Origin of the sequence: Curtobacterium sp. MCBD17_008 (assembly GCF_003234475.1) — a bacterium.
Classification (GTDB): domain Bacteria; phylum Actinomycetota; class Actinomycetes; order Actinomycetales; family Microbacteriaceae; genus Curtobacterium.
Genome location: NZ_QKTK01000004.1, coordinates 76163 through 98612 on the forward strand (window position 1 = coordinate 76163; position 22450 = coordinate 98612).

Genomic DNA, 22450 nt, shown 5'->3' on the forward strand with positions numbered 1-22450 from the left:
CGGGGGACAACCGGGCGGTACTCCGCCCCTGCCCTGCGTGCTCGCCGTCGATCCCCGCCAGGACGCGGATCGGCGCGGAATCACACGGGTGCAACTCCCGCTGAGCGTCGAGGGGGACACCTGTACCCCGGGGTGCAACGCCATCCGGACAACGGGAACGGGGTACGTCGTGCCGGATCGGGGGATCCGGTCGACGTACCCCGAAGAGGATGTCGCGGTGGTGTCACCAGGACGGTTCGAGCCACCCGTCCCTGGCCTTCGAGACCTCGTGGTCGGCGTCGCGGTCGAACTCGTCGTACTCGCTCTCGATGTCGCCGACGAGGCTGCGGGCTGTGGAGGGCTGCAGGATGGACATGCCGACGATGCTCACACGGCACGGCGACGACGGCGTGAACGACGGGTGACCGGCAGGACACCGGACGGTGCCGCGCGGACGGTGCAGCGGGAGAGCGGTCCGGACCCGTCGGCGCCGGCCGGGTCGCCCGGCGCTCGCCCGGCTACTCGGCGCCGGCCCGGGTCGCCCGGCTACTCGCCGCTGGTCGGGGCCGTGGTGGTGCCGCGCTCGCGCTCGAAGCGGGCGCGCTCCTCCGCCTCGATCTTCGCGTAGGCGGTGCGCTCGGTGCGGTCGGCGCGGATGATCGCGCGCATGATGAACCAGAAGATGAGCCCGAGCAGGACGGTCGGGGTCAGGGCGAAGACGATCCCACTCACGAGTCCATTCGGCACGCGTTCATGGTACCCCGCCCGGTCGGGAGGCCCGGCCCGCGTCCGACGCAGACCGGGCCTCCTCCGCGGGGTCGGGCCTACTTCACCAGTGGGAAGAGGATGGTCTCGCGGATGCCGAGGCCGGTGACGGCCATGAGCAGCCGGTCGACGCCCATGCCCATGCCACCCGACGGCGGCATCGCGTGCTCGAGCGCACGGAGGAACTCCTCGTCGACGCGCATCGCCTCCGGGTCACCGCCCGCGGCCAGTCGGGCCTGCTCGACGAAGCGCTCCCGCTGCACGACCGGGTCGACGAGCTCGGAGTAGGCCGTCGCGAGTTCGAACCCGCGGACGTAGAGGTCCCACTTCTCGACGACGCCCGCACGGGTCCGGTGCTGTCGGGTCAGCGGCGAGGTGTCGACCGGGAAGTTCATCACGAAGGTCGGCGCGTACAGCGCGTCCGAGTTGAAGTGCTCCCAGAGCTCCTCGACGTACTTGCCGTGGGTGGCGTGCGCGACCTCGACGCCCTCGGCCTCGGCGAGCGCCTGCAGCTCGGACAGCGGGGTCTCCGGGGTGATCTCCCGACCGGCGGCTTCGGACAGCGAGCCGTACATGTCCATGCGCGCCCACTCGCCACCGAGGTCGTACTCGGTGCCGTCGGGCAGCGTCACGACGAGCGGTCCGCCGGTGACGGCACGAGCGGCGTTCTGCACGAGCTCCTGGGTCAGGTCGGCCATCTGCTCGTAGTCGCCGTACGCCTGGTACGCCTCGACCATCGCGAACTCGGGCGAGTGCGACGAGTCGGCGCCCTCGTTCCGGAAGTTGCGGTTGATCTCGAACACCCGGTCGATGCCGCCGACGACCGCACGCTTGAGGAACAGCTCGGGCGCGATGCGCAGGTACAGCTCGGTGTCGAAGGCGTTCGAGTGCGTGACGAAGGGTCGGGCCGAGGCGCCGCCGTGCTGGGTCTGCAGCATCGGGGTCTCGACCTCGAGGTACTCGTGCGACGTGAAGGTCTGGCGGAGCGACGACATCACGGCGGCGCGGGCCCGCACGGTCTTCCGCGCGTCCTCGCGCACGATGAGGTCGAGGTACCGCTGTCGGACCCGGGTCTCCTCGTTCAGCTCGTTGTGCAGGTTCGGCAGCGGCAGGATCGCCTTCGCCGCGATCGCCCACTCGTCGACCATGATGCTCAGCTCGCCACGACGCGAGGAGATGACGCGGCCGTGCACGAACACGTGGTCCCCGAGGTCGACGAACTCCTTCCAGCGGGCCAGCGACTCGTCGCCGACCTCGGCCAGGGAGACCATCGCCTGGATGCGGGAGCCGTCACCCGCCTGCAGTGTGGCGAAGCAGAGCTTGCCGGTGTTCCGGGAGAACACGACGCGCCCGGCGACGCCGACCACGTCCTGGGTCTCCTCGCCGGTCTCCAGGTGCGCGTACTGCTCGCGGACGGCCGGGATCGTCGTCGTGATCGGCAGCTCGGCCGGGTAGGCGTCGACTCCGGACGCCAGGAGTCGTGCGCGCTTGTCGAGTCGGACCTGACGCTGCTCACTCGTCTCCTGCTCGGCCAGTGCGGCGGCGTCAGCGACCGCGGTGTCGGCCGCGGTGTCGGTGCGTGCGGGGGCGGTCTCGTCGGTCATGCTGGTGCGGCTCCGGAGGTCGTGGGGGATCGCGTCGATGCTACCCGTCCGGCTGCACTCCCCCCGCCGTCCCTCAGAGCGTCGACTGCCCGTCGGCCGCGGTCAGCGCGTTGTCGACGGCCGATCGCACGAGCGCGCCGAGCACCCGCCCGGGGTGCTCCACGCCGATGCCCGCCAGCGCACCGACGGACTGGTCGATGATCGCCGTCGAGAAGCTCACCGCCGCGCGCACCCCGTCGGCGTACGCGGGCCGGTCCCGCTCGGCGACGACGAACGGCTCGGCACCCATCTCCACGACGAGGGCCTGCGCGATGGGGAGCACCGGCGCCGGCGCGGTCACGGCGCAGTACGCGTCCCGGAGCCGGGCGAGGTCCACGCTGGTCCCGGTGAACGCCATCGCGGGGTGGATCGCGAGCGGGATCGCCCCGGCGCGCATCGCCGGGGCGAGGACGTCGACCCCGTGGTCCGGGCTGGTGTGCACCACGAGCTGACCCGGCTGCCAGATGCCCGCGTCCGCCAGGCCCTGCACGAGCGACGGGAGCTGGTCGTCCGGCACGGCGAGGAGCACGAGTTCGCTGCGCTCGACGAGCTCCGGCGTGCCGAGCACCGGCGCCCCGGGGAGCATCGCCTCGGCGCGGTCGCGTCCGGCTTCGGAGACGGCGGTGATGCCGACGACGGCGTGCTCGGCGTTCGCCAGGGCGGCTCCGAGCACGGGGCCGACCCGTCCGGCGCCGATGATGCCGACACCGAGACGCCCGGCCCTCATCGCAGGGCTCCCGGCCACGGGACGGTGTGCCAGCCGGGAGGCCCGTCCTGCGTCAGCCACGCGGGTGCCGGTCGGCCGTCGGCCTGGCCCCCGCCGTCCGGCTCGGTCACGTGCGGCCCGGGCGCGTGCGATGCGGCCACCTGGGGACCGTGCGCCGACGTGTCGGCGGCGGGGTGGGCCTCCTGGCCGTCGCGCCAGCGGTGCGAAGTGTCGGCGGCCGCCGCCTCGACCGCGCGCTCGGTCGTGCCGGACCAGAGCCGCTGCGCGTCACCGGCATCGAGCGCGCCGACGCGGGCGGACACCGGACCGGAGACCGTGTGCACGTGCACCGATGCGACGCGCAGCGCGCGCTCGAGCGGTCCCTGCGTCACCTTGACGCTCTGCACGCGCGGCAGCGGGACCACGACGAGCGAGCGCCAGACGGCACCGAGCCGGAGCAGCACGGCTCCGGGCACGAAGCGGTAGCCGTTGCGCGACGCGGAGAACGGGCGCAGCCACCGGCCGCGACGGGGCGAGTGGACGAAACCGCCCTGGTCGCCCGTCGTCGTGAGGCTGTCGTCGACGACACCCACGGCTTCGGCCGACCCCTCGCGCAACCGCTCCATCGACGCCGCCGGTCCGACGACCGCCGCGCCGACGAGCTCCGGCAGGATGATCTCGAGCACCTGACGGACGTCGGCCGCGGTGCCGACGGGCAGCACGATCGACGAGGCCTGCTGGTTCGTCGTCGCGCCGTTGCCGGCGTTCGTCGCCCGGTTGATGCGGATGTCCCACCAGCCGAAGGGGCGCCAGAGCAGCGGCTGGGCGACGCTCACGGCGTGGATGCGGCCGGGCGGCAGCGTCTCGTTCGAGGTGGAGAACAGCCCGAAGCCGATCCGGATGCCGTCCCGGGTCTCCGCGATCGTGTACCGGAGCGACTTCGAGAACTTGCGGACGTAGTAGCCGCCCGCGCCGATGACCGCCGGGAACAGCGACACGAGCAGGAAGTACTGCCCGGTCAGGCTGATGCTCACGATGATCGCCACGACGAGCAGCAGGATGACGACCGTCGTGCCGGAGAGCAGCATCGACGCGATGAGCCGTCCGGGGTGCACCCGCACGACCCGGGTCGCGTGCACGGCCTCGGGGTCGAGCTCGGGCGCCAGGAACTCCCCCACGCGCCCGTACGCGCCGCCGGCGGCAGCGGCAGCGGCCCGCGGGTCGCGTGCCGGGTCCTTCGCGCCCGAGGCGAGGACGAGGATGCGCTGCCGGAGGTCGTCCGCGGCCTTCGCCCCCAGGTACGCGAGCTGCACGTTGGCGTCGTTGCCGGCCTGCGCGACCTCGAGCTTGGCGGTGCCGAACAGCCGCGGGATGAGCGGCCGCGAGATGTTGATGCCCTGGATGCGGTCGAGCCGGGCCTTGCGGTGCGTGCGGAACACGACGCCCGAGCGAACCTCGACGATCTCGCCCGTGACACGGAACTCGTGCATGCGCCAGGACAGGTGGAACAGCCCGATGAGCACGAGCAACAGGACCGCGATCCCGAGCAGCACCCAGCCGACCACGCCGTGTTCGTAGACGTAGCGGACAGGGTCCCCGTTCTCCTGCGGGCCGCCCTCGCCCGGGATGAACACCTCGACGATCTGGTCGCGCAGGTTGTTGAGGACGTAGCCGAGGATGACGACCAGGAAGATGCCGCCCTTGAGCAGCGGGGTCAGCGGGTGCAGGCGGTGCCACTCGCCGTCGGTGAGGGGGGCAGCCGCTGCCGCGTCGCCCTTGCGGGGCGGCGCGGGCATCGGGGCCTCGGGTCGGAACGTCACGACGGCCTACAGCCCCGCGCGACGGGACTCGGCGAGTTCGACGAGGCGGTCGCGCAGCTCGTCGGCCTGACTCGCGGGGATGCCCGGGATCCGGATGTTCGACGAGGCCGCCGCGGTGACGAACTTCAGCTCGCTCATCCCGAGCGCCCGGTCGAGCGGGCCCCGGTTCACGTCGACGAGCTGCAGCCGACCGTAAGGCACGGCCGTGAAGCGCTGCCACATCAGCCCGCGACGCAGCACCAGGTCGTCCTCGCGCAGCGCGTACCCGATGGACCGGATGCGGCGCGGGGTGAGGACGGCGGTGACGAGCGTGACGACGGCGACGACGGCGCCGAGGACGAACCAGACGAGGCCCGCCGTGCCGCCCGTGCCGCCGCTCGCGACGCCGAGGAGCACGAGCCCCGCCGTGACGACACCGCCGACCAGGACGGTCCCGACGAGGTCGGTCCAGACCAGCTTCGCGGAGACCCGGGTCCACGTGACGTCGTGCAGACCCAGTCCGGTCTCGTCGAGGCGTTCGAGCGGCATCGGGGTCTCCTGGTCTGCGGGGATCGGTCCTCGTCGACCGGCAGCACCGGTCAGGCCGTGGTGGCGCCCCGCCCGTCGTGGTCGTCCTCGTCCGGGGGCGGCGCGATGCACATCCGCTCGGCGACGAGGGCGCACACGGTGAGCACGATCCCGCCGCCGAACGCCACCGCGTTCGGCAGGGTCGAGCCTAGCGAAGGCAGGACCGACCGGGTCAGGAGGTACACGAGCAGTCCGAGGGCGAACGCGCCGAACAGCGCACCGCAGATGCTCGAGGCCTTCGCGAGGAACACCACGCGGGTCGCGTACATCGGGTCGACCCGTCGCTCGGCGCGGCCCCGGGTCTGCCGACGGATCGGCGCGGCCATGAACAGCAGCGCGATGCCGATGAACGCGAGCGTCAGGCCGAGGGGCACCGACATGAGGAGCGTCGGGGACTGCCGTGCGGTCAGGGCGGTGTCGAGGGCGAACCCGGCGACCGCGGCGACGATCGCGACGCTGACCAGCGTCGAGGCCCGCGTCGGCTTCACGAGGCGGCTCCCGCCGCCGGCGCGATCGCGTCGAACAGCCGCGGCTCGTCGACCCGCTCGGTGTCGTCGCCGAGGGCTGCGAGCAGCGCCACGACGGGTCCGCGCCCGGGCAGGACGGCGTCCGGGTCGGCGTCCGCCCACGGCGCGAGGACGAACGCGCGCTCGTGCGCCCGGGGGTGCGGCACGGTGAGCGTCGCGGTGTCGATGTGCCGGTCGTCGACGGCGATGACGTCGAGGTCGAGCGTCCGGTCGCCCCACCGGACCGTGCGCGTCCGGCCGTGCTCGTCCTCGATGCCGTGCAGGGCGTCGAGGAGCTCGTCCGGCTCGAGGTCGGTGTCGACGACCACGACCGCGTTCCGGTAGCGGGGCTTCGCCGCGTCCGGACCGTCGAGGGTCACGGCGACGGACTCGACCTCGGAACTCGACGCGATCGGACGGACCCCGGGCAGCGCGGCGATCGCTCGCGCGGCGGCACGGAGGGTGCTCCCCCGGTCGCCGAGGTTGGCGCCGAGCGCGATGACGACGCGCGTCATTCCTCTTCCTCGGTCCCGTCGGCAGCGCTCGTGCGCTCCCGACGGATCGTAATGGACACGTCCGTGAAGGGCACCGTGATCGGAGCCTGCGGCTTGTGCACGGTGACCTCGGTCGCCAGGGCCGCCCGGTGCGTCAGGACGGCCGCGGCGATGCGCTCGGCCAGGGTCTCGATGAGGTCGACCGGGTCGCGTTCGATCTCGGCGACGACCTGCTCGGCGAGCACCCCGTAGTGCACGGTCTCGGCGAGGTCGTCCGAGTCGGCGGCCGCGGTGGCGTCGACCTCGACCGCGACGTCGACGACGAAGTCCTGCCCGTCGGCGCGTTCGTGCTCGAAGACCCCGTGGTTGCCGCGTGCGCGGACCCCGACGAGGCGGATGGTGTCCCTCATGATCGAGCTGCCCTCCAGGCGTCCCAGACGTCGAGTACGGCGCGGGTCGGCGCCGGGTCGTGCACGCGGACGCCCCATGCGCCGCGTTCGGCCGCGAGCAGGCTGATCGCCGCCGTGGCCAGGTCGCGCTCGGCCGGTGGCGCCCCGGCCGGACTGCCCACGCCGTCGAGGAACCGCTTCCGCGACGCGGCGACGAGCACCGGGAGCCCGATCGAGGCGAAGCGGTCGTAACCCGCCAGGATCTCCCAGTTGTGCCGCCCCTGCTTGGCGAAGCCGAGACCCGGGTCGATGACGACCTGCTCCTGGCGGACGCCGAGGACGATGAGCTCCGCGACGCGCATCTCCACCTCGCGCCGCACCTCCTCGACCGCGTGCGTGTACTCGGCGTTCCGGTGCATCCGGTCGCTGTGGCCGCGCCAGTGCATGACGACGTAGCCGACGCCGGAGTCCGCGACGACGTGGACCATGTCCGGGTCGGCGAGTCCGCCCGAGACGTCGTTGACGATGACGGCACCGAGGTCGACCGCCCGTTCAGCGGTGCTGGCGTTCATGGTGTCGACGCTCACCGCGACGCCCTCGGCGACGAGCTGCTGCACGACCGGCAGTACACGCTGCTGTTCGACCTCGGCAGGGACCCGCTCGGCCCCGGGCCGGGTGGACTCACCGCCGACGTCGACGATGTCGGCACCGGTCGCGACGAGGGTCCGGGCGTGCTCCAGCGCCGCGTCGACGGCCAGGTGCAGGCCGCCGTCGCTGAACGAGTCGGGCGTCACGTTGAGGATGCCCATCACACGGGTGGCGTCCCCGGTGGAGCGGTCGCGGCGACGGCCGGTCACGACCTCCGGCACCGGGGAGGGTGCTCGGAGGTCGATCGCGACCGTCGCCGGTCCTGCTGCTGCTTCGCGCGCTCGACTCACCTCGGCGAGCCGACGCGACCGTCTCGTCGGCAGGTCCGTCATGCCGGCCTACGCGGGGGCGATACCGGGGTTGCCGAACGGGCGGTGGCGACGGGGCTTCGAGGCGTCGATGCCGACGGGCTCCTCGGCCGTCGCGGCGGCCTTGCCCGGGACCTCGATCGCGGGCAGGTCGCTCACCGGGCGCTTGTCGCTCGAGAGCCACTGCGGGCGCTCGGGCAGCTTGCGGACGTCCTTGAAGATCTCCACGAGCTCCGGCGCGTCGAGCGTCTCCTTCTCGAGGAGTTCGCCGGCGAGGCGGTCGAGGATGTCCCGGTTGGCGTTGAGCACCTGGTAGGCCTCGTCGTGCGCGGCCTCGAGCAGGGCGCGGGTCTCCGCGTCGACGGTCTCGGCGATGTTCTCCGAGTAGTCGCGACCGGTGCCACCGCTCATGTCGCGGCCGACGAACGGCTCGGTCGACCCGGCGCCGAGCTTGACGGACCCGACGGCACGGCTCATGCCGTACTCGGTGACCATCTTGCGCGCGGTGCCCGTGGCCTTCTCGATGTCGTTCGACGCGCCCGTGGTCGGGTCGTGGAAGACGATCTCCTCGGCGACGCGACCACCCATGGCGTAGGTGAGCTGGTCGAGCAGTTCGTTGCGCGTGACCGAGTACTTGTCCTCGAGCGGCAGGACCATCGTGTAGCCGAGTGCCCGGCCGCGCGGCAGGATCGTGATCTTCGTGACCGGGTCGGTGTGACGCATCGCGGCGGCCGCGAGGGCGTGTCCACCCTCGTGGTACGCCGTGATGAGGCGCTCCTGGTCGGACATGATGCGCGTGCGGCGCTGCGGCCCGGCCATGACGCGGTCGACGGCCTCGTCGAGGGCGCGGTTGTCGATGAGCTGCGCGTTCGACCGTGCGGTGAGCAGCGCGGCCTCGTTCAGGACGTTCGCCAGGTCGGCGCCGGTGAAGCCCGGCGTCTTGCGGGCGAGCAACTCGAGGTCGACGCTCGCGGCGAGCGGCTTGCCCTTCGCGTGCACCTCGAGGATCTGCTTGCGGCCCTGCAGGCCCGGCGCATCCACGCCGATCTGCCGGTCGAAGCGACCGGGGCGGAGGAGCGCGGGGTCGAGCACGTCGGGGCGGTTCGTCGCCGCGATGAGGATGACGTTCGTCTTGCCGTCGAAGCCGTCCATCTCGACGAGGAGCTGGTTCAGCGTCTGCTCGCGCTCGTCGTTGCCGCCGCCGATGCCGGCGCCGCGGTGACGACCGACGGCGTCGATCTCGTCGATGAAGACGATGGCGGGCGAGTTCTGCTTGGCCTGGTCGAACAGGTCACGGACACGGCTCGCACCGACACCGACGAACATCTCGACGAAGTCCGAACCGGAGATCGAGTAGAACGGCACGCCGGCCTCTCCCGCGACGGCGCGGGCGAGGAGGGTCTTGCCGGTACCGGGAGGGCCGTACAGCAGCACGCCCTTCGGGATCTTCGCGCCGACGGCCTGGAACTTCGCCGGCTCCTTGAGGAACTCCTTGATCTCGTGGAGTTCCTCGATCGCCTCGTCGGAGCCCGCGACGTCGGCGAAGGACACCTGCGGGTTCTCCTTGTTGTTCATCTTGGCCTTGGACTTGCCGAACTGCATGACCTTCGAGCCACCCCCCTGGGCGCTCGAGAGCAGGAACCAGAACAGCGCGCCGATGAGCAGGAACGGCAGCAGCGTCAGCAGGAGCGACACGAGGACGTTCGACTGCTGGACGTGGTCGTTGTAGCCCTTCGGCAGGTCGGCCTGCGAGACCGCCTCGACGACCTCGGGCCCGCGGGGCGTCGAGTAGTAGAACTGCTCGGTGCCGCCCTCGCCGCGGAGGGTCAGGTCGACGCGCTGCTCCGTGGAGTTGATGACGGCCGCCGAGACCTTGCCGTCCGAGAGCTGCTCGAGGCCCTTCTGCGTGGAGATCTCCTGGGTGCCGGACTGGGCGATGAACGTCCATCCGATGAAGATCCCCACGAGCGCGACCAGTATCCAGATGTACGGCCCGCGGAGGATGCGCTTGAAGTCCATGTGATCCGGGCCCGACGGCCCGACACCTTTCTCTGCCTGAAGTGCGTGCGAGTCAGCATACGGCGGTGACTCTGTGGCGAGAATGGGTGTCCTCTGCGGGCGAACTCCCGCTCGCCTGTCAGGAGTAGACGTGCGGCGCGAGGACGCCGATGCCGCGCAGGTTGCGGTAGCGCTCGTCGTAGTCGAGACCGAACCCGACGACGAAGGCGTCCGGGATCTCGAACCCGGCGTACTTCACGTCGACCTCGACCTTGGCGGCCTCGGGCTTGCGGAGCAGCGCGACGATCTCGACGCTCGCGGCCCCGCGGGACTCGAGGTTCTGCTTGAGCCAGGACAGCGTCAGGCCGGAGTCGATGATGTCCTCGACGATGATGACGTCGCGGTCGTGCAGGTCGGTGTCGAGGTCCTTGAGGATCCGCACCACACCGGACGACTTCGTGCCGGAGCCGTAGGAGGACACGGCCATCCAGTCCATCCGCGCCTGCATCTTGAGGTGGCGGGAGAAGTCGGCCATGACCATGACCGCGCCCTTCAGCACGCCGACGAGCAGCGGGTCGCGCCCGGCGTAGTCACGGTCCACCGCTGCGGCGAGCTCGGCGATCTTGTCGTCGATCTGCTCGGGGGTGAAGAGCACTTCGGAGAGGTCTGCCTGCACGTCGGAGAGTTCCACCACACCACCCTAACCGCCCGGATGGGGCTCCCTGGCGGCGAAGGACACCCGCTCACCGGACCGGGTGGCCCGGACGCCGGGGAGGTCGATCGGCCCCTGCCCGCGCCAGTCGGTCACGAGCCGGCACACCTCGAGCGTCTGCGTCCGGGACAGCGTCACCCCGAACTCGCCCTCCACCGCGAGCCGGACCAGCCGCTGCCGGAGCGCCGGGGGGTTCGCGGCCAGCTCGGGGACGGACAGCGAGATCCCCGCCTCGGAGTGCTCGGCGAGGTCCTCGGCCATCTCCTCGGCGAAGTGGTCGAGCGCCGCGGCGTCTTCGCGGAGCTGGTCGGCCGTGCGCGCCAAGGCCTCCGGGACGCCGGCCCCGAGCTCGCGTTCGAGCACGGGCATCAGCGCGGTCCGCACCCGCACGCGGGCGTACGTCGGGTCGGTGTTCTGCGGGTCGTCCCACGGCACCAGGCCGGACGCAGCGCAGGCCTGCCGGGTCACGTGCCGCCGGACCCCGAGGAGCGGACGTCCGTACGTGGGCCCCGCGGCGCGGGCGGTCAACGGCTCCATCCCGGACAGGCTGTCCGGTCCGCTGCCGCGCAGCAGGCCGAGCAGCACCGTCTCGGCCTGGTCGTCGAGCGTGTGCCCGAGGAGCACGAGGGGTGACCCGGTGGCGGCCGCGACCTCGGTGAGGGCCGCGTGGCGGGCCTCGCGGGCGGCGCCCTCCGGACCGCCGTCGGAGCCGACGGTGACCCGGCGGACCGTCACCGGGTCGAGTCCCAGCTCGGCGGCCTGCCGGGAGGCCCGTCCCGCCACCGCCTCGGACCCCGCCTGGAGCGCGTGGTCGACGACGACGGCACCGGCACGGAGGTCCTGCTTCGGCGCCTCGAACGCGGTGGCGGCCGCGAGCGCGAGCGAGTCCGGGCCGCCGCTCAGGGCGACGAGCACGAGGTCGCCCGACGCCACGGTGCCGTCGGCCCGGGCGCGTTCGAGCAGGGACCGGACGGACCGCCGGATCTCGGCGACCGCGGGGTCCAGCCGGGGGCGCGGAGTGTTCACCCGGTAACGTTAGCCGGGCCGTCCCGACGGCCGACAGACCACCACCGGAAGAACCAAGGAGTGCACATGGCCGCGTACGACGTCGTCGTCGAGATCCCCAAGGGCAGCCGCAACAAGTACGAGGTCGACCACGAGACCGGGCGCGTGTACCTGGACCGCGTGCTCTTCACCTCGTTCGTCTACCCGACGGACTACGGCTTCTTCGAGAAGACCCTGGCCGACGACGGCGACCCCGTGGACGCGCTGCTCCTCCTCGAGTTCCCGACCTTCCCCGGTGTGGGCGTCAAGGTCCGCCCGGTCGGCGTCTTCAAGATGAGCGACGAGGCCGGCAAGGACGAGAAGGTCCTCGTCGTCCCCGCGAAGGACCCGCGCTGGGCGCACATCCAGGACATCGCGGACGTCCCGGAGCAGACCAAGGCCGAGATCGCGCACTTCTTCGAGCGCTACAAGGACCTCGAGCCGAACAAGTGGGTCAAGGCCGAGGGCTGGGGCGACGCCGCCGAGGCCGAGGCCATCGTGCAGGCCGGCCAGGCCGCGTACGTGCCGACCGGTCACTGACGCACCGCTGAGGCCGGGCCTCCCCGCCCCGCAACGCACGACGCGCCCCGTTCCGAGAGGGCGCGTCGTCCGTTGTGGGGCGCGTTGCGTGCGCCGTGCGCCGAGGCGGGTCGCGTCAGACAGCGCCGGAGGGCCGGGCCACGTAGGGCAGCAGGTCGCCCGGCAGCCAGATCGGCCGCTCGACCACACCGACCCGGGGGTTCGCGGCCTCGACCATCATGCCGCCGCCCGTGTAGATCGAGTCGTGGTACCCGCCGGAAGCCGTGCCGGTGTGCGAGTAGAACAGGATGTCACCGGGCTGACGCTGCGACAGCGGCACGAGTCGGCCGATCGAGCCGAAGTAGTTGTACTGCCAGACCACGTTGTGGCCACCGGTCGCGATGCCCTGCGAGTTGTAGGCCATCATCACGAGGCCCGAGCAGTCCCACGAGTTCGGCCCGGCGCCGCCGATGAGGTACGGCTTGCCGAGCTGCGCACGGGCGTACGCGATCGCGCCGGCGGCCTTCGACGGGCTGCTCACGGGCTTGGGTGCCGGAGCCGGCGCAGGAGCGGGGGCGGGCTTCGGCGCCGCCGGCTGCGGGGCCGGTGCGACGGGCCTCGGGGCTGCGGGCTTCGGAGCTGCCGGCTTCGGGGCTGCGGGCTTCGGTGCTGCCGGTGCCGGGACGGACGGGTTCGCCGGGTTCCTCGACGGCGTCGACCCCGTGGCGTTCCCCCCACCGGCGGCCGCACCGTCGGCACCGGTGTCCGCCGCGGGACGGGCAGCACCGGACCGGGACGGCCGTGCCGCCGCCCGCTTCGCCTGCGCCGCGAGCTCGATCTCCGCTTGCTCGGCCTGCTTCGCCGACCAGTACGCCTGCTCGGTCGCGACCGTCGTGCCCTTGAGGAAGGCGAGCTGCTCGAGCACCTCGTCCTGTGCCTCCTGGCCAGCCTGCAGCGCCGACTGCGCGTCGGCGGCGACGTCGTTCGCGGCGTCGAAGGCGTCCTTCGTGGCGTCCGTGGCGTCCGTGAGGGCCTTCGTCGCCTGACGCTGCTGCGCCGCGAGGGAGTCGACCGTGCGGCGGTCGGCCTGTGCTCGCTCGAGCACGGTGGCCGATCGCTCCGACAGGTGTGACATCGTGCCGACCTGGTAGAGCAGGTCGTCGACGTCACGCGAGTCGACGAGCATCGAGGTCGACAGGTCACCGCCACCCGACCGGGACAGCTCGACGACGAGCGCCGCGACCTGACCGGCCGACTCGTCCGCCGCGGCCTTCGCCCGCTCCGACTCCGCGGCGAGGCCGTCGAGGGTGTCCTTCGCCTGCTGCTGCCGGGAGGCCGCCAGCGCGTACGTCTGCCCGGCCTCCTGCACGGTCGCACCGGTGCGGTCCACCCGGTCCTGCAGCGTCGCCATCCGGGCGGTGAGCGCGTCGACGGTGCGCTGCTGCTCCGCCTGGTCGTCCTTCGCTGCCTGCACGTCCTTCCACGACGGAGCGGACGGTGCGGCCTGGGCGGGGACGGCGACCGCGACGGACAGCCCGAGGCTGAGCATCGAGACGGTGGCGATCCCGCAGACCAGGGAACGTGCAGGCTTCTTCATCGGGTCAGTGCCTCCTGGCAGTGCTCGTGCTCATACCGAGATCCCCCGCGCTGCCATGAAGGGGACGGGGTCGACGGCTGCGCCGTTCACCCGGGTCTCGAAGTGCAGGTGGCAGCCGGTCGACCAGCCGGTCGAGCCGACCTGGGCGATCTGCTGGCCGGCGGTGACGTGCTGCCCGGAGGAGACCATGATCCCGCCGTCGACGATGTGCCCGTAGGCCGTCGAGATGCCGCCGCCGTTGTCGAGGATGACCTCGTTGCCGTACCCGCCGCCGTTCCCCGCGAAGGTCACCGTGCCGGATGCCGCTGCGTAGATGGGCGAGTAGCAGGCTGGGGCCAGGTCGACGCCCGCGTGCAGTGTGTAGACGTGCGTGTACGGGTCGACGCGCAGGCCGTACGGGCTCGACTGGTAGCCGGCGGCGGGCCGGACCCACCCGGACGAGCCCGCGGGGACGTTCCCGGTCGCGGGTGCGGGCACTCCGGCGGTCGCGGCCGGCGGCAGCGCCTTCGCCGCTTCGGCAGCCGCCGCGGCGCGGGCCGCCGCGAGGCGGGCCTGCCGCGCCTTCTCGGCGCGGACGCCCTTCTCGTACTGGGCCCGCGTCGTCTCGGTCTTCGACGTCAGGGCGGCGAGCTGGGCCTCCAGGCGGTCCTGGTTCGCCTGCTGGGCGGCGACCGCGGCCTGCGCCTGGTCGGCCGCGTCCTGCGCAGCGCGCATCTTCGCCTGGGCCTCGTCGGCGAGGTCACCGAGGGCGTCCTCGGCGACCTTCGACTTGTCGGCCAGTGCCTGCGCGGTGCCGCGGTCCTGGCTCGCCTCGGAGTAGATGCCGTCGGCCTGTTCGGTGAGCTTCGACATGGCGCCGAGTTCGTACAGCAGGTCACCGGAGGCCGAGGGCTTCGTGAGGAGGTCCGTGGTGACGTCCTCGGCGTTCGAGCGGCCGAGCTGCGCGGCGAGCTGTCCCGCCTGCGCCTCGGACGCGGAAGCGACCTTGGCCGCCTCGTCCGCCTGGGCCTGGAGTTTCCGCTGCTCGAGCGCCTTGCGGTCGTACTCCGTCTGGGCGTCCTGGTAGGCCGTCCCGGCAGCAGCGGCGGCCTTCTCCTTGGCGGCGGACGCGGACTCGAGCTGGGCGATGAGGCCCTTGATCTCGGAGACCTTCTCGGACTGTGCGGCCTGCGACTGCTTGGCGGCCTGCACGTCGTCCCAGCTCGGGTAGCTCGCGGCGGAAGCGGCGCCGCTCGGCACGAGTGCCACGAGGGCTCCGGCCGCGAGGACGACGGACACCCCGGCGGCGACGAAGCGGCGGCGGGGGCGAGCGGGCGATGAGGATGTCGTCATGGTCTCGATCTCGTAACGGTGCGGTGCGGCGTGCGTCACACTGTCAACAAACGCAACAGTAACAACACGACCGAGCCCGGGGACACCCCCGTGGAGGGGTGGAGCGGCCGCTGTCGATGGTTCCACCGCGGCGGGCGTCACCGTGGGACACCGCTCGGCTCGCTTGCTGAAGGTCCATCGAGGTGCACGTCCTGAGCGGTGCGGAAGTCAGCACGCTCGGACGTGCGGGAACACCCGCGACACGCCGAAGGACGGCGTCGGACGGGCTCGATTTGGCAAGAGGGCCGACCGTCCGTATGCTTGTCCATCGGTAGCGCGATGCACTGCTTGCGGCCCCATCGTTTAGTGGCCTAGGACACCGCCCTTTCACGGCGGCAGCACGGGTTCGAATCCCGTTGGGGTCACTCCTCATCGGGGGACAGCAAGCAGAACAGAATGAGACCGAGCAAGATCAGCAGCACAAGTAATTCCACATGGCCCTGTAGCGCAGTTGGTTAGCGTGCCGCCCTGTCACGGCGGAGGTCGCGGGTTCAAGTCCCGTCAGGGTCGCCACGGCTGGGTAGCTCAGTTGGTAGAGCGTTCGACTGAAAATCGAAAGGTCCGCGGATCGACGCCGCGTCCAGCCACGGTGGAGAGCCCCTCACGAGAGTGAGGGGCTCTTTTGCGTTGGCGGGCGTCGTCCCGGTTCGCGGTCGCGGTCGCGGTTCGGATCGTCCCCGCACAACAGGACGCGGCTCGAACCGCGGGGATCCACGGTTCGAGCCGCTCTCTGTTGTGCGGCGTCGGCCAGGAGGCTCCTCCCGGCCGGACAGCGCGGCCTACGCCTCGCGGGTCTTCGGGCTGCTGTCGTTCGTCTTCGCCGGGTCGCGCTCGACGACACCACCGAGGGCGTCGTCGATGCGGCTCATCAGCTCGGCCGGGATCTGCACCCCGGCAGCGCCGGCGTTGTCGTGCACCTGCTCCGGTCGCGAAGCGCCGATGATCGCCGACGCCACGTTCTCGTTCTGCAGGACCCACGCCACGGCGAGCTGCGCCATCGAGAGACCCAGTTCGTCGGCGATCGGCTTGAGCTCCTGCACGGCCGAGAGGACCTCGTCGTTCATGAAGCGCTCGATCATCTTCGCGCCGCCCTTGTCGTCGGTGGCGCGCGAGCCCTCGGGCAGCGGCTGCCCGGGCTGGTACTTGCCCGTCAGGACGCCCTGCGCGATCGGCGACCAGACGATCTGCGAGATGCCGAGCTCCTTCGAGGTGGGGACGACCTCCTCCTCGATGACCCGCCACAGCGCGGAGTACTGCGGCTGGTTCGAGATGAGCTGGAACCCGAGGTCCTTCGCCAGTGCGGCACCGGCACGGAGCTGGTCGGCCGTCCACTCGGAGACGCCGACGTACAGGACCTTGCCCTGGCGCACGATGTCGGCGAACGCCTGCATCGTCTCCTCGAGCGGCGTCTCGTGGTCGAAGCGGTGCGCCTGGTACAGGTCGACGTAGTCGGTCTGCAGGCGGCCGAGGGAGCCGTCGATCGACTCGAGGATGTGCTTGCGCGACAGCCCGGTGTCATTGTGGCCCTTGGGACCGGTCGGCCCGAAGACCTTCGTGGCGATCTCGAGCGACTGGCGGCGCTCGCCCTTCAGCGCTTCACCGAGGACGGTCTCGGCCCCGGTGTTCGCGTAGACGTCCGCGGTGTCGAACGTCGAGATGCCGACCTCGAGGGCGGCCTTGACGCAGGCGATCGCCGCGTCGTTCTCGACCTGGGAGGCGTGGGTGAGCCAGTTGCCGTACGTGATCTCGGAGACCTTGAGGCCCGAGTTGCCGAGGTAGCGGTACTCCATGTGCTGTCACTCCTGTCGTGGCCGCGTCGGTGCGGCACGCCCGTGACGGTAGTCCTCGGCCGTACCGGCCACCCCAGCCCGGAACGACGGAACCCCGGCGATGTGGCCGTGGCCAGTGATCGTTCCGGGGTCTTCGATGGGAAGGCTAGCGGCCGTCCGACTCGTCGTTCAAGTCGAGAGCATCGCCATCACAGGGGGACATCGGACGATGCTGGCGGAGGTTGTCGGCGTGCAGCGGGTCCTCGAGGTTCCGAGGCTCTCGGTTCACGCACTCCCACAATCCGTCGATGTGCTCGTGAAGCGACTCTGAGATCCGCGCCCACAGCGGATCGAGGACGAAGTCGATGCCAGCACGACGGGCGTGCTTCGCCGCGGGGACGAAGTCGCTGTCGCCGGCGATCATGATGATCTGGTTCACGTGTCCGTTCGCCGCCAACGTCGCGATGTCGAGACCAAGGCGCATGTCGACGCCCTTCTGCGTGATGTCGAGCGAAAAGTCTTTCTCGTCGAGATCCGCAACCGAGATGGCACCAGAGAGGAGTTTCTTGAGCTTCTCGGCCCGCAGCTGGTACCCGGACTGCGTCTCGAGCAGCTCGCCACGTCGTAGTGCGACCTTGCGCCGCTTGACGAGCGCCTTGTGGAAGTCGACCATCCAATCGTGATCCGGCGTTTTCGCGAGGTTGACGCTCGCACGGGTCAGCGGATGGAACACGACCTTCTCGGACGGCGGGCAGTCGTAGTAGAAGATGCGGTACAGCCGCGACTTCGCCTTGCGCGTGTGCCTGCGGCAGTACTCGAGCAGTTCGTCGGCACGCTGCTCGGGGTCTTTGTGGCCGAACAGCCGAGCTGCCCGACGCCGTAGAAGCCGCCGTCGACCAAGATCGCGGTGACCTGCTCTGCCCGCACCGGGACCGGTACGGAGTCGACGTTCCCCGTCACCGGCGTGAGTGTCTCCTTACGGCCTCGACCGATCGCCATGCTCGTCCCTCCCCACAGAGAAAGACCCTTGTCATCGGCCTGCCCACGATCGGTCGGGCGGTCAACGGCAAGGGTCGTTGAGAACCACGGTACTAGCGCTCGGAGCCCTGCACCACTTGATGCCGGCTCAGGTGCAGGAGGGTCGCCGTGACGCTCCCCGCGGTCCTCGACGCCCGCCCCAGCCCCTGAGGTGCAGGATCACAAGGGACGCGGTGCGCGGATGCACCGCCGGGAGCAAGGGAGCATCCATGACCGGACCCAGCGTGCTGTTCATGGGCGGGAGCGGCGTCATCAGCGCCGCCTGCGTCCGCGAGGCGGTGGACCAGGGCTTCGACGTCAGCGTGCTCAACCGGGGCACGACGGAGAAGCGGGCGCTCCCGGACGCGGTGACGCGCCTCCAGGCCGACGTGTCGGACCGCGACGCCGTCGCGGCGGCGCTCGGCGACCGCACGTTCGACGTCGTGGCGGACTTCGTGGCGTTCACGCCTGACCAGGTGCAGGCCGACATCGACCTGTTCGCCGGGAAGACCAGGCAGTACGTCTTCATCAGCTCGGCCTCGGCGTACCAGACCCCGCCGACGCACCTGCCGGTGACGGAGTCGACGCCGCTGAAGAACCCGTACTGGCAGTACTCGCGGGACAAGATCGCGTGCGAGGACCTGCTCGTCGCGGCCTACCGGCAGGACGACTTCCCGATGACGATCATCCGGCCGTCGCACACCTACGACGAGACGCTGCTGCCGTTCGACGGCGGGTGGACGGTCGTGGACCGGATGCGCCGCGGCAAGCCGGTCATCGTGCCGGGCGACGGGACCTCGCTATGGACGCTCACGCACGTGCGGGACTTCGCGGTCGCGTTCGTCGGGGTGCTCGACCGGGCCGAGGCGATCGGCGAGGCGTTCCACATCACCGGCCAGGAGTCGCCGACGTGGGACCGTATCCACCAGGAGGTCGCAGCCGCGGCGGGAGCGCCCGAGCCGACGATCGTGCACGTCCCCTCGGACGCGATCATGGCCGCCGACTCCGACTGGGGTGCCGGGGTCGTCGGCGACAAGGCGAACAGCATGGTCTTCGACAACAGCAAGGTGCGGACGCTCGTGCCGGGCTGGGCGGCGCGGACGACGTTCCGCGAGGGTGCCCGCGAGCTGGTCGCCTGGTACGACGCCCACCCGGAGGCGCAGGTCGTCGACGAGGAGAAGGACGCACTCATGGACCGCCTGGCCGAGGCGTACGCGCCGGGCCGCGTCTAGCGAGCGCCGTCGGACGGGAGGCGCGGAGCGGACTGGCACCGCGCCTCCCGTCCAGTGCGGAACGGGGCGCGCACTGGCGGGGCGCAACAGGAACCGGCTCGAACCGCGGACGTCCGTGGTTCGAGCCGGTTCCTGTTGTGCGGGTGCGGCTCGCGCCGGCCAGCCGGCCGGCCGCCGCTCAGGCGCCGCGCGGGGCGCGGGCGCGGAGGACCGCGCCGAGGGCCTGCATCGCGGTGCCGATCTCCTCGTCCGTGACGACGAGCGGCGGGGCGAAGCGGATCGTCGAGCCGTGCGTGTCCTTCACGAGCACCCCGCGGTCCGCGAGGTCCGCCGCGACCTCCTTGCCGGTGCCGAGCGCGGGGTCGATGTCGATCCCGGCCCACAGTCCGGCGACCCGGTGTGCGACGACGCCCTCGTCCATGAGCTCGTCGAGGTACCCGCGGAGCACCGGTTCGCCGTCGAGCGCCCGCTGCTGGAAGGTGCCCTCGGCGAGCATCGCCACGACCTCGGTGCCGACGGCCGCGGCGAGCGGGTTGCCACCGAAGGTCGACCCGTGCTCCCCGGGGCGCAGGACCCCGAGCACGTCCGCGCGCCCGACCACGGCCGAGACCGGGACGATCCCCCCACCGAGCGCCTTGCCGAGCGTGACGAGGTCCGGGGTCACGCCGACGCGCTGGACGGCGAGGGTGTGCCCGGTGCGGCCGAGCCCGGACTGGATCTCGTCGGCGACGAACAGCGCACCGAACTCGTCGCAGACCGCGCGGACCGCGGGCAGGTAGTCCGCCGGCGGGATCACCACGCCGCCCTCGCCCTGGATCGGCTCGAGCAGCACGGCCACGACGGTGTCGTCCATCGCGTCCCGGAGCGCCGACGCGTCGCCGTACGGGACGGTCCGGAAGCCCGGCGTGTACGGACCGAAGTCGTCCCGCGCCGAGGGGTCGTCGGAGAACGAGATGATCGTCGTGGTGCGGCCGTGGAAGTTCCCGCTCGCGACGACGACCGTGGCCTGCCCCTGCGGGACGCCCTTGACACGGTAACCCCAGGCTCGAGCGACCTTGACAGCGGACTCCACCGCTTCGGCGCCGGTGTTCATCGGCAGCATCATCTCGGTGCCGGTGAGCGCGGTGAGCCCCTCGGCGAAGGGTCCGAGCCGGTCGGTGACGAACGCGCGGCTGGTCAGGGTCACGCGGTCGAGCTGGTCGCGTGCGGCGGTCAGGAGGCGCGGGTTCCCGTGCCCGAAGTTCACCGCCGAGTACGCCGCGAGCCCGTCGAGGTACGTCCGGCCGTCGACGTCGGTGACGGTCGCCCCGGAAGCGGACGCGATGACGACCGGCAGCGGACTGTAGTTGTGGGCGAGGGTGCGGTCCTCCACGGCGAGCGCGGCGGCCGTGTTCGCCCCGAGCGCGCCGGCCATCAGGACCGCGCCACCGAGGTGCCGGTGCCGACGGGGTGCAGGTCGAGCGTGCAGCACTTCACGCCGCCGCCACCGAGGAGCAGCTCGGACAGGTCGACGCCGATCGGGTTGTAGCCCTTCTCACGGAGCTGCGAGGCGAACGTGGTGGCCCGGGAGGCGATCACGACGTTGTACCCGTCGGAGTACGAGTTGAGGCCGAGGATCGCGGCGTCTTCCTCGGTGGCGATGATCGCGTCCGGGAAGCGCTCGCGCAGGATGGCGAGGGACGGCTCGTCGAAGGCGCTCTCGAGGTACGCGATGTTCGACTTCCCCTCGGCGTCGGGCACCGGGTCGAGCGCCGCGATGGCGGTGTCCAGGTGGTAGAAGCTCGGGTTGATGAGCGTCAGGGTGACGACCTCGCGGCCGTACACCCGCGCGAGCTCCTCGTGGGAGGTGCTGTCCGAACGGAACCCGGTGCCGGCGTAGATGGTGTCGCCGATGAGGAGGAAGTCGCCCTCGCCCTCGTTCGTCTCCTCGGGCTCGGCGACGGTCAGGCCCGCCTGGCGGAACCAGTCCATGTACGCCGGGCCCTCGGGCTGGCGCTCCGGGTACTGGAACTTCGCGCCGTACGCGACACCGTCGAGCACGAAGCCGCCGTTGGCCGCGTAGACCATGTCCGGCAGGCCCTCGACGGGCTCGATCTGGTGGATCTCGAAGCCGAGCTGCTCGTAGACGTCGACGAGGGACTGCCACTGCTCGACGGCCTTCGAGGTGTCGGTCGGCTCCTCCGGGTGCATCCAGGGGTTGATCCGGTAGCTGACCGTGTAGTGGGTCGGCTTGCACATGAGGATGGTGCGCTTGGTGGCCGTGCGCTGCGGAACGGCGGTGGGCTGGGGTGCGGTGTTCGACACGAGGTCCTCCAGGACCGGGGCCCGAGCCTGCCAGGAACCACCACGGTGAGAGCTCCGACGAGACGCAGGCTCACTCGCCGGAGGCGGACCAGGTCGACGCCTGCCCTGAGTCTGGCACAGGAGGGAGGTCCGGCACAGCACCGACGCCGCGCTCGGGGCGCACGATTCCTGCGTCGGACGTGCTGGTCTCGCAAGGAGCCCGCGTAGGATCGGGACAATGGATTCGCTCGACCACCGCATCCTCGACCAGCTCCGGGAGAACGCCCGCGCGGGCTACGGCGAGATCGGTTCGGTCGTCGGGCTCTCCGCCTCCGCCGTGAAGCGTCGCGTCGACCGACTCGTGGCAGACGGGGTCATCCAGGGCTTCACGATCAAGGTCGACCCCGCGGTGGACGACCGCGGCACCGAGGCCTGGGTCGAGCTGTACTGCCGCGGCACGGTCTCGCCCGACGAACTCCGCACGCTGCTCGACGCCGTGCCCGAGGTCGTCGACGCCGGCACCGTCACCGGCAGCGCCGACGCCGTGGTGCACATGCGGTCGCGGGATCTCCCGGCGCTCGAGGAAGCCCTCGACCGGGTCCGCCTCGCGCCCCAGGTCGACCACACCCGTTCGGCGATCGTGCTGTCGAAGCTCGTCAGCCGCGGCTCCGACTGACCCCGGTGCGGAGCTTCGCGACCATGGGACGGACGACGACAGCCGGGAGGCACGGCACGCCTCCCGGCTCGACCACCGCCCGGCGGATGGTCACCGCTGCGGCCGCCGCGTACGTGGTCAACTGCCTGTGGGGCACCGCCGTGGCGGTGCGCCTCATCCGCACCCGGAAGCTGCGGGTCGTCCACCACGGCCTGTTCGTCGTCACCGCGGCGCTGACCGGTGCCGCCGCGACGACGCCGGTGTGGACGCGGTCGCGGGCCGGCCTGTTCCTGCTGCCCGCGCTCGTGCCGCTGGCGCTCGCTCCACGGACCGACCCCCGCAGCGGAGCACACTGGAAGACCGCGGTCGCCGCGGCACCGTCCTACCTGGGGGCGGTCCTCCTGCGGCGCTGACCGCCCCAGCCGACC

Annotated in this window: 23 protein-coding genes and 3 tRNA genes; 7 read left to right on the forward strand and 19 right to left on the reverse strand. The window is 71.6% G+C overall.

Going from position 1 to position 22450, the window contains the following annotated elements:
• Nucleotides 1-223: 223 nt before the first annotated feature.
• From DEI95_RS16930 to tilS, 13 genes are all read right to left on the reverse strand, one after another.
• Complete coding sequence (locus tag DEI95_RS16930) at nucleotides 224-355, reverse strand: hypothetical protein (protein ID WP_258367478.1); 132 nt, start codon at nucleotides 353-355, stop codon at nucleotides 224-226.
• Between the two features lie 170 nt (nucleotides 356-525).
• Nucleotides 526-726: a hypothetical protein gene (locus DEI95_RS05530; protein ID WP_111059639.1), complete on the reverse strand. Its 201-nt coding sequence runs from the start codon at nucleotides 724-726 to the stop codon at nucleotides 526-528.
• Between the two features lie 77 nt (nucleotides 727-803).
• On the reverse strand, nucleotides 804-2348 hold the full coding sequence (lysS, locus tag DEI95_RS05535; RefSeq protein ID WP_181436205.1) for a lysine--tRNA ligase: 1545 nt from the start codon (nucleotides 2346-2348) through the stop codon (nucleotides 804-806).
• 73 nt (nucleotides 2349-2421) lie between these two features.
• Nucleotides 2422-3114, reverse strand: coding sequence for a Rossmann-like and DUF2520 domain-containing protein (locus tag DEI95_RS05540; RefSeq protein WP_110825805.1), 693 nt, complete (start codon nucleotides 3112-3114; stop codon nucleotides 2422-2424).
• On the reverse strand, nucleotides 3111-4913 hold the full coding sequence (locus tag DEI95_RS05545) for a PH domain-containing protein (RefSeq protein WP_111059640.1): 1803 nt from the start codon (nucleotides 4911-4913) through the stop codon (nucleotides 3111-3113). The genes DEI95_RS05540 and DEI95_RS05545 overlap by 4 nt, the downstream gene beginning before the upstream one ends.
• 6 nt (nucleotides 4914-4919) lie before the next feature.
• Complete coding sequence (locus DEI95_RS05550; RefSeq protein WP_110825666.1) at nucleotides 4920-5441, reverse strand: PH domain-containing protein; 522 nt, start codon at nucleotides 5439-5441, stop codon at nucleotides 4920-4922.
• A gap of 50 nt (nucleotides 5442-5491) precedes the next feature.
• Nucleotides 5492-5968: a DUF3180 domain-containing protein gene (locus DEI95_RS05555; RefSeq protein WP_146232834.1), complete on the reverse strand. Its 477-nt coding sequence runs from the start codon at nucleotides 5966-5968 to the stop codon at nucleotides 5492-5494.
• Nucleotides 5965-6501, reverse strand: a complete 537-nt coding sequence (gene folK, locus DEI95_RS05560; RefSeq protein ID WP_111059641.1) for a 2-amino-4-hydroxy-6-hydroxymethyldihydropteridine diphosphokinase — start codon at nucleotides 6499-6501, stop codon at nucleotides 5965-5967. The genes DEI95_RS05555 and folK overlap by 4 nt, the downstream gene beginning before the upstream one ends.
• Complete coding sequence (gene folB / locus DEI95_RS05565) at nucleotides 6498-6890, reverse strand: dihydroneopterin aldolase (RefSeq protein ID WP_110889509.1); 393 nt, start codon at nucleotides 6888-6890, stop codon at nucleotides 6498-6500. The genes folK and folB overlap by 4 nt, the downstream gene beginning before the upstream one ends.
• Nucleotides 6887-7849, reverse strand: coding sequence for a dihydropteroate synthase (gene folP / locus DEI95_RS05570; RefSeq protein WP_181420312.1), 963 nt, complete (start codon nucleotides 7847-7849; stop codon nucleotides 6887-6889). The genes folB and folP overlap by 4 nt, the downstream gene beginning before the upstream one ends.
• Before the next feature lie 6 nt (nucleotides 7850-7855).
• Nucleotides 7856-9844, reverse strand: coding sequence for an ATP-dependent zinc metalloprotease FtsH (gene ftsH / locus DEI95_RS05575; RefSeq protein ID WP_110825670.1), 1989 nt, complete (start codon nucleotides 9842-9844; stop codon nucleotides 7856-7858).
• A 118-nt stretch (nucleotides 9845-9962) separates the two neighbouring features.
• The gene (hpt, locus tag DEI95_RS05580) at nucleotides 9963-10514 is read right to left on the reverse strand and encodes a hypoxanthine phosphoribosyltransferase (protein ID WP_110889508.1); all 552 of its coding nucleotides are present in this window, start codon (nucleotides 10512-10514) and stop codon (nucleotides 9963-9965) included.
• Between the two features lie 9 nt (nucleotides 10515-10523).
• Entirely contained in the window at nucleotides 10524-11561 is a 1038-nt protein-coding gene (gene tilS / locus DEI95_RS05585; RefSeq protein WP_111059642.1) for a tRNA lysidine(34) synthetase TilS, read from the reverse strand.
• 66 nt (nucleotides 11562-11627) lie between these two features.
• On the opposite strand from tilS, the gene DEI95_RS05590 reads away from it, so the two are divergent.
• On the forward strand, nucleotides 11628-12119 hold the full coding sequence (locus DEI95_RS05590; RefSeq protein ID WP_110825673.1) for an inorganic diphosphatase: 492 nt from the start codon (nucleotides 11628-11630) through the stop codon (nucleotides 12117-12119).
• Nucleotides 12120-12234: 115 nt separating this feature from the next.
• On the opposite strand, the gene DEI95_RS05595 is transcribed toward DEI95_RS05590, so the two are convergent.
• Together DEI95_RS05595 and DEI95_RS05600 are read right to left on the reverse strand one after the other, a co-directional pair.
• Entirely contained in the window at nucleotides 12235-13695 is a 1461-nt protein-coding gene (locus tag DEI95_RS05595; protein ID WP_111059643.1) for an NlpC/P60 family protein, read from the reverse strand.
• 30 nt (nucleotides 13696-13725) lie between these two features.
• Nucleotides 13726-15027, reverse strand: coding sequence for a M23 family metallopeptidase (locus DEI95_RS05600; RefSeq protein WP_146243606.1), 1302 nt, complete (start codon nucleotides 15025-15027; stop codon nucleotides 13726-13728).
• 331 nt (nucleotides 15028-15358) lie between these two features.
• Here DEI95_RS05600 and DEI95_RS05605 point away from each other — a divergent pair.
• The 3 genes from DEI95_RS05605 to DEI95_RS05615 all read left to right on the forward strand — a co-directional run bounded on the left by DEI95_RS05605 (nucleotide 15359) and on the right by DEI95_RS05615 (nucleotide 15653).
• Nucleotides 15359-15431 (forward strand) — tRNA-Glu (locus DEI95_RS05605).
• Between the two features lie 71 nt (nucleotides 15432-15502).
• A tRNA-Asp gene (locus DEI95_RS05610) sits at nucleotides 15503-15579 on the forward strand.
• A gap of 1 nt (nucleotide 15580) precedes the next feature.
• Nucleotides 15581-15653 (forward strand) — tRNA-Phe (locus DEI95_RS05615).
• A 192-nt stretch (nucleotides 15654-15845) separates the two neighbouring features.
• Here DEI95_RS05615 and DEI95_RS05620 read toward each other — a convergent pair.
• Together DEI95_RS05620 and DEI95_RS05625 are read right to left on the reverse strand one after the other, a co-directional pair.
• Nucleotides 15846-16856, reverse strand: coding sequence for an aldo/keto reductase family protein (locus DEI95_RS05620; protein ID WP_110889504.1), 1011 nt, complete (start codon nucleotides 16854-16856; stop codon nucleotides 15846-15848).
• Nucleotides 16857-17001: 145 nt separating this feature from the next.
• A complete protein-coding gene (locus DEI95_RS05625) occupies nucleotides 17002-17568 on the reverse strand; it encodes an NYN domain-containing protein (protein ID WP_258367479.1) in 567 nt (188 codons plus the stop codon).
• Between the two features lie 514 nt (nucleotides 17569-18082).
• Here DEI95_RS05625 and DEI95_RS05630 point away from each other — a divergent pair.
• Nucleotides 18083-19084, forward strand: a complete 1002-nt coding sequence (locus tag DEI95_RS05630; RefSeq protein WP_111059645.1) for an SDR family oxidoreductase — start codon at nucleotides 18083-18085, stop codon at nucleotides 19082-19084.
• A gap of 178 nt (nucleotides 19085-19262) precedes the next feature.
• On the opposite strand, the gene rocD is transcribed toward DEI95_RS05630, so the two are convergent.
• A complete protein-coding gene (gene rocD, locus DEI95_RS05635; RefSeq protein WP_111059715.1) occupies nucleotides 19263-20498 on the reverse strand; it encodes an ornithine--oxo-acid transaminase in 1236 nt (411 codons plus the stop codon).
• On the reverse strand, nucleotides 20498-21388 hold the full coding sequence (gene ddaH, locus DEI95_RS05640; protein ID WP_220036625.1) for a dimethylargininase: 891 nt from the start codon (nucleotides 21386-21388) through the stop codon (nucleotides 20498-20500). Before ddaH ends, rocD begins: the two co-directional genes overlap by 1 nt.
• 217 nt (nucleotides 21389-21605) lie before the next feature.
• On the opposite strand from ddaH, the gene DEI95_RS05645 reads away from it, so the two are divergent.
• Nucleotides 21606-22043, forward strand: a complete 438-nt coding sequence (locus tag DEI95_RS05645) for an Lrp/AsnC family transcriptional regulator (protein ID WP_110825680.1) — start codon at nucleotides 21606-21608, stop codon at nucleotides 22041-22043.
• Between the two features lie 23 nt (nucleotides 22044-22066).
• Nucleotides 22067-22435 (forward strand): hypothetical protein, encoded by a 369-nt coding sequence (locus DEI95_RS05650; protein ID WP_181436206.1) that lies wholly within the window; start codon nucleotides 22067-22069, stop codon nucleotides 22433-22435.
• The last annotated feature ends 15 nt before the right edge of the window (nucleotides 22436-22450 follow it).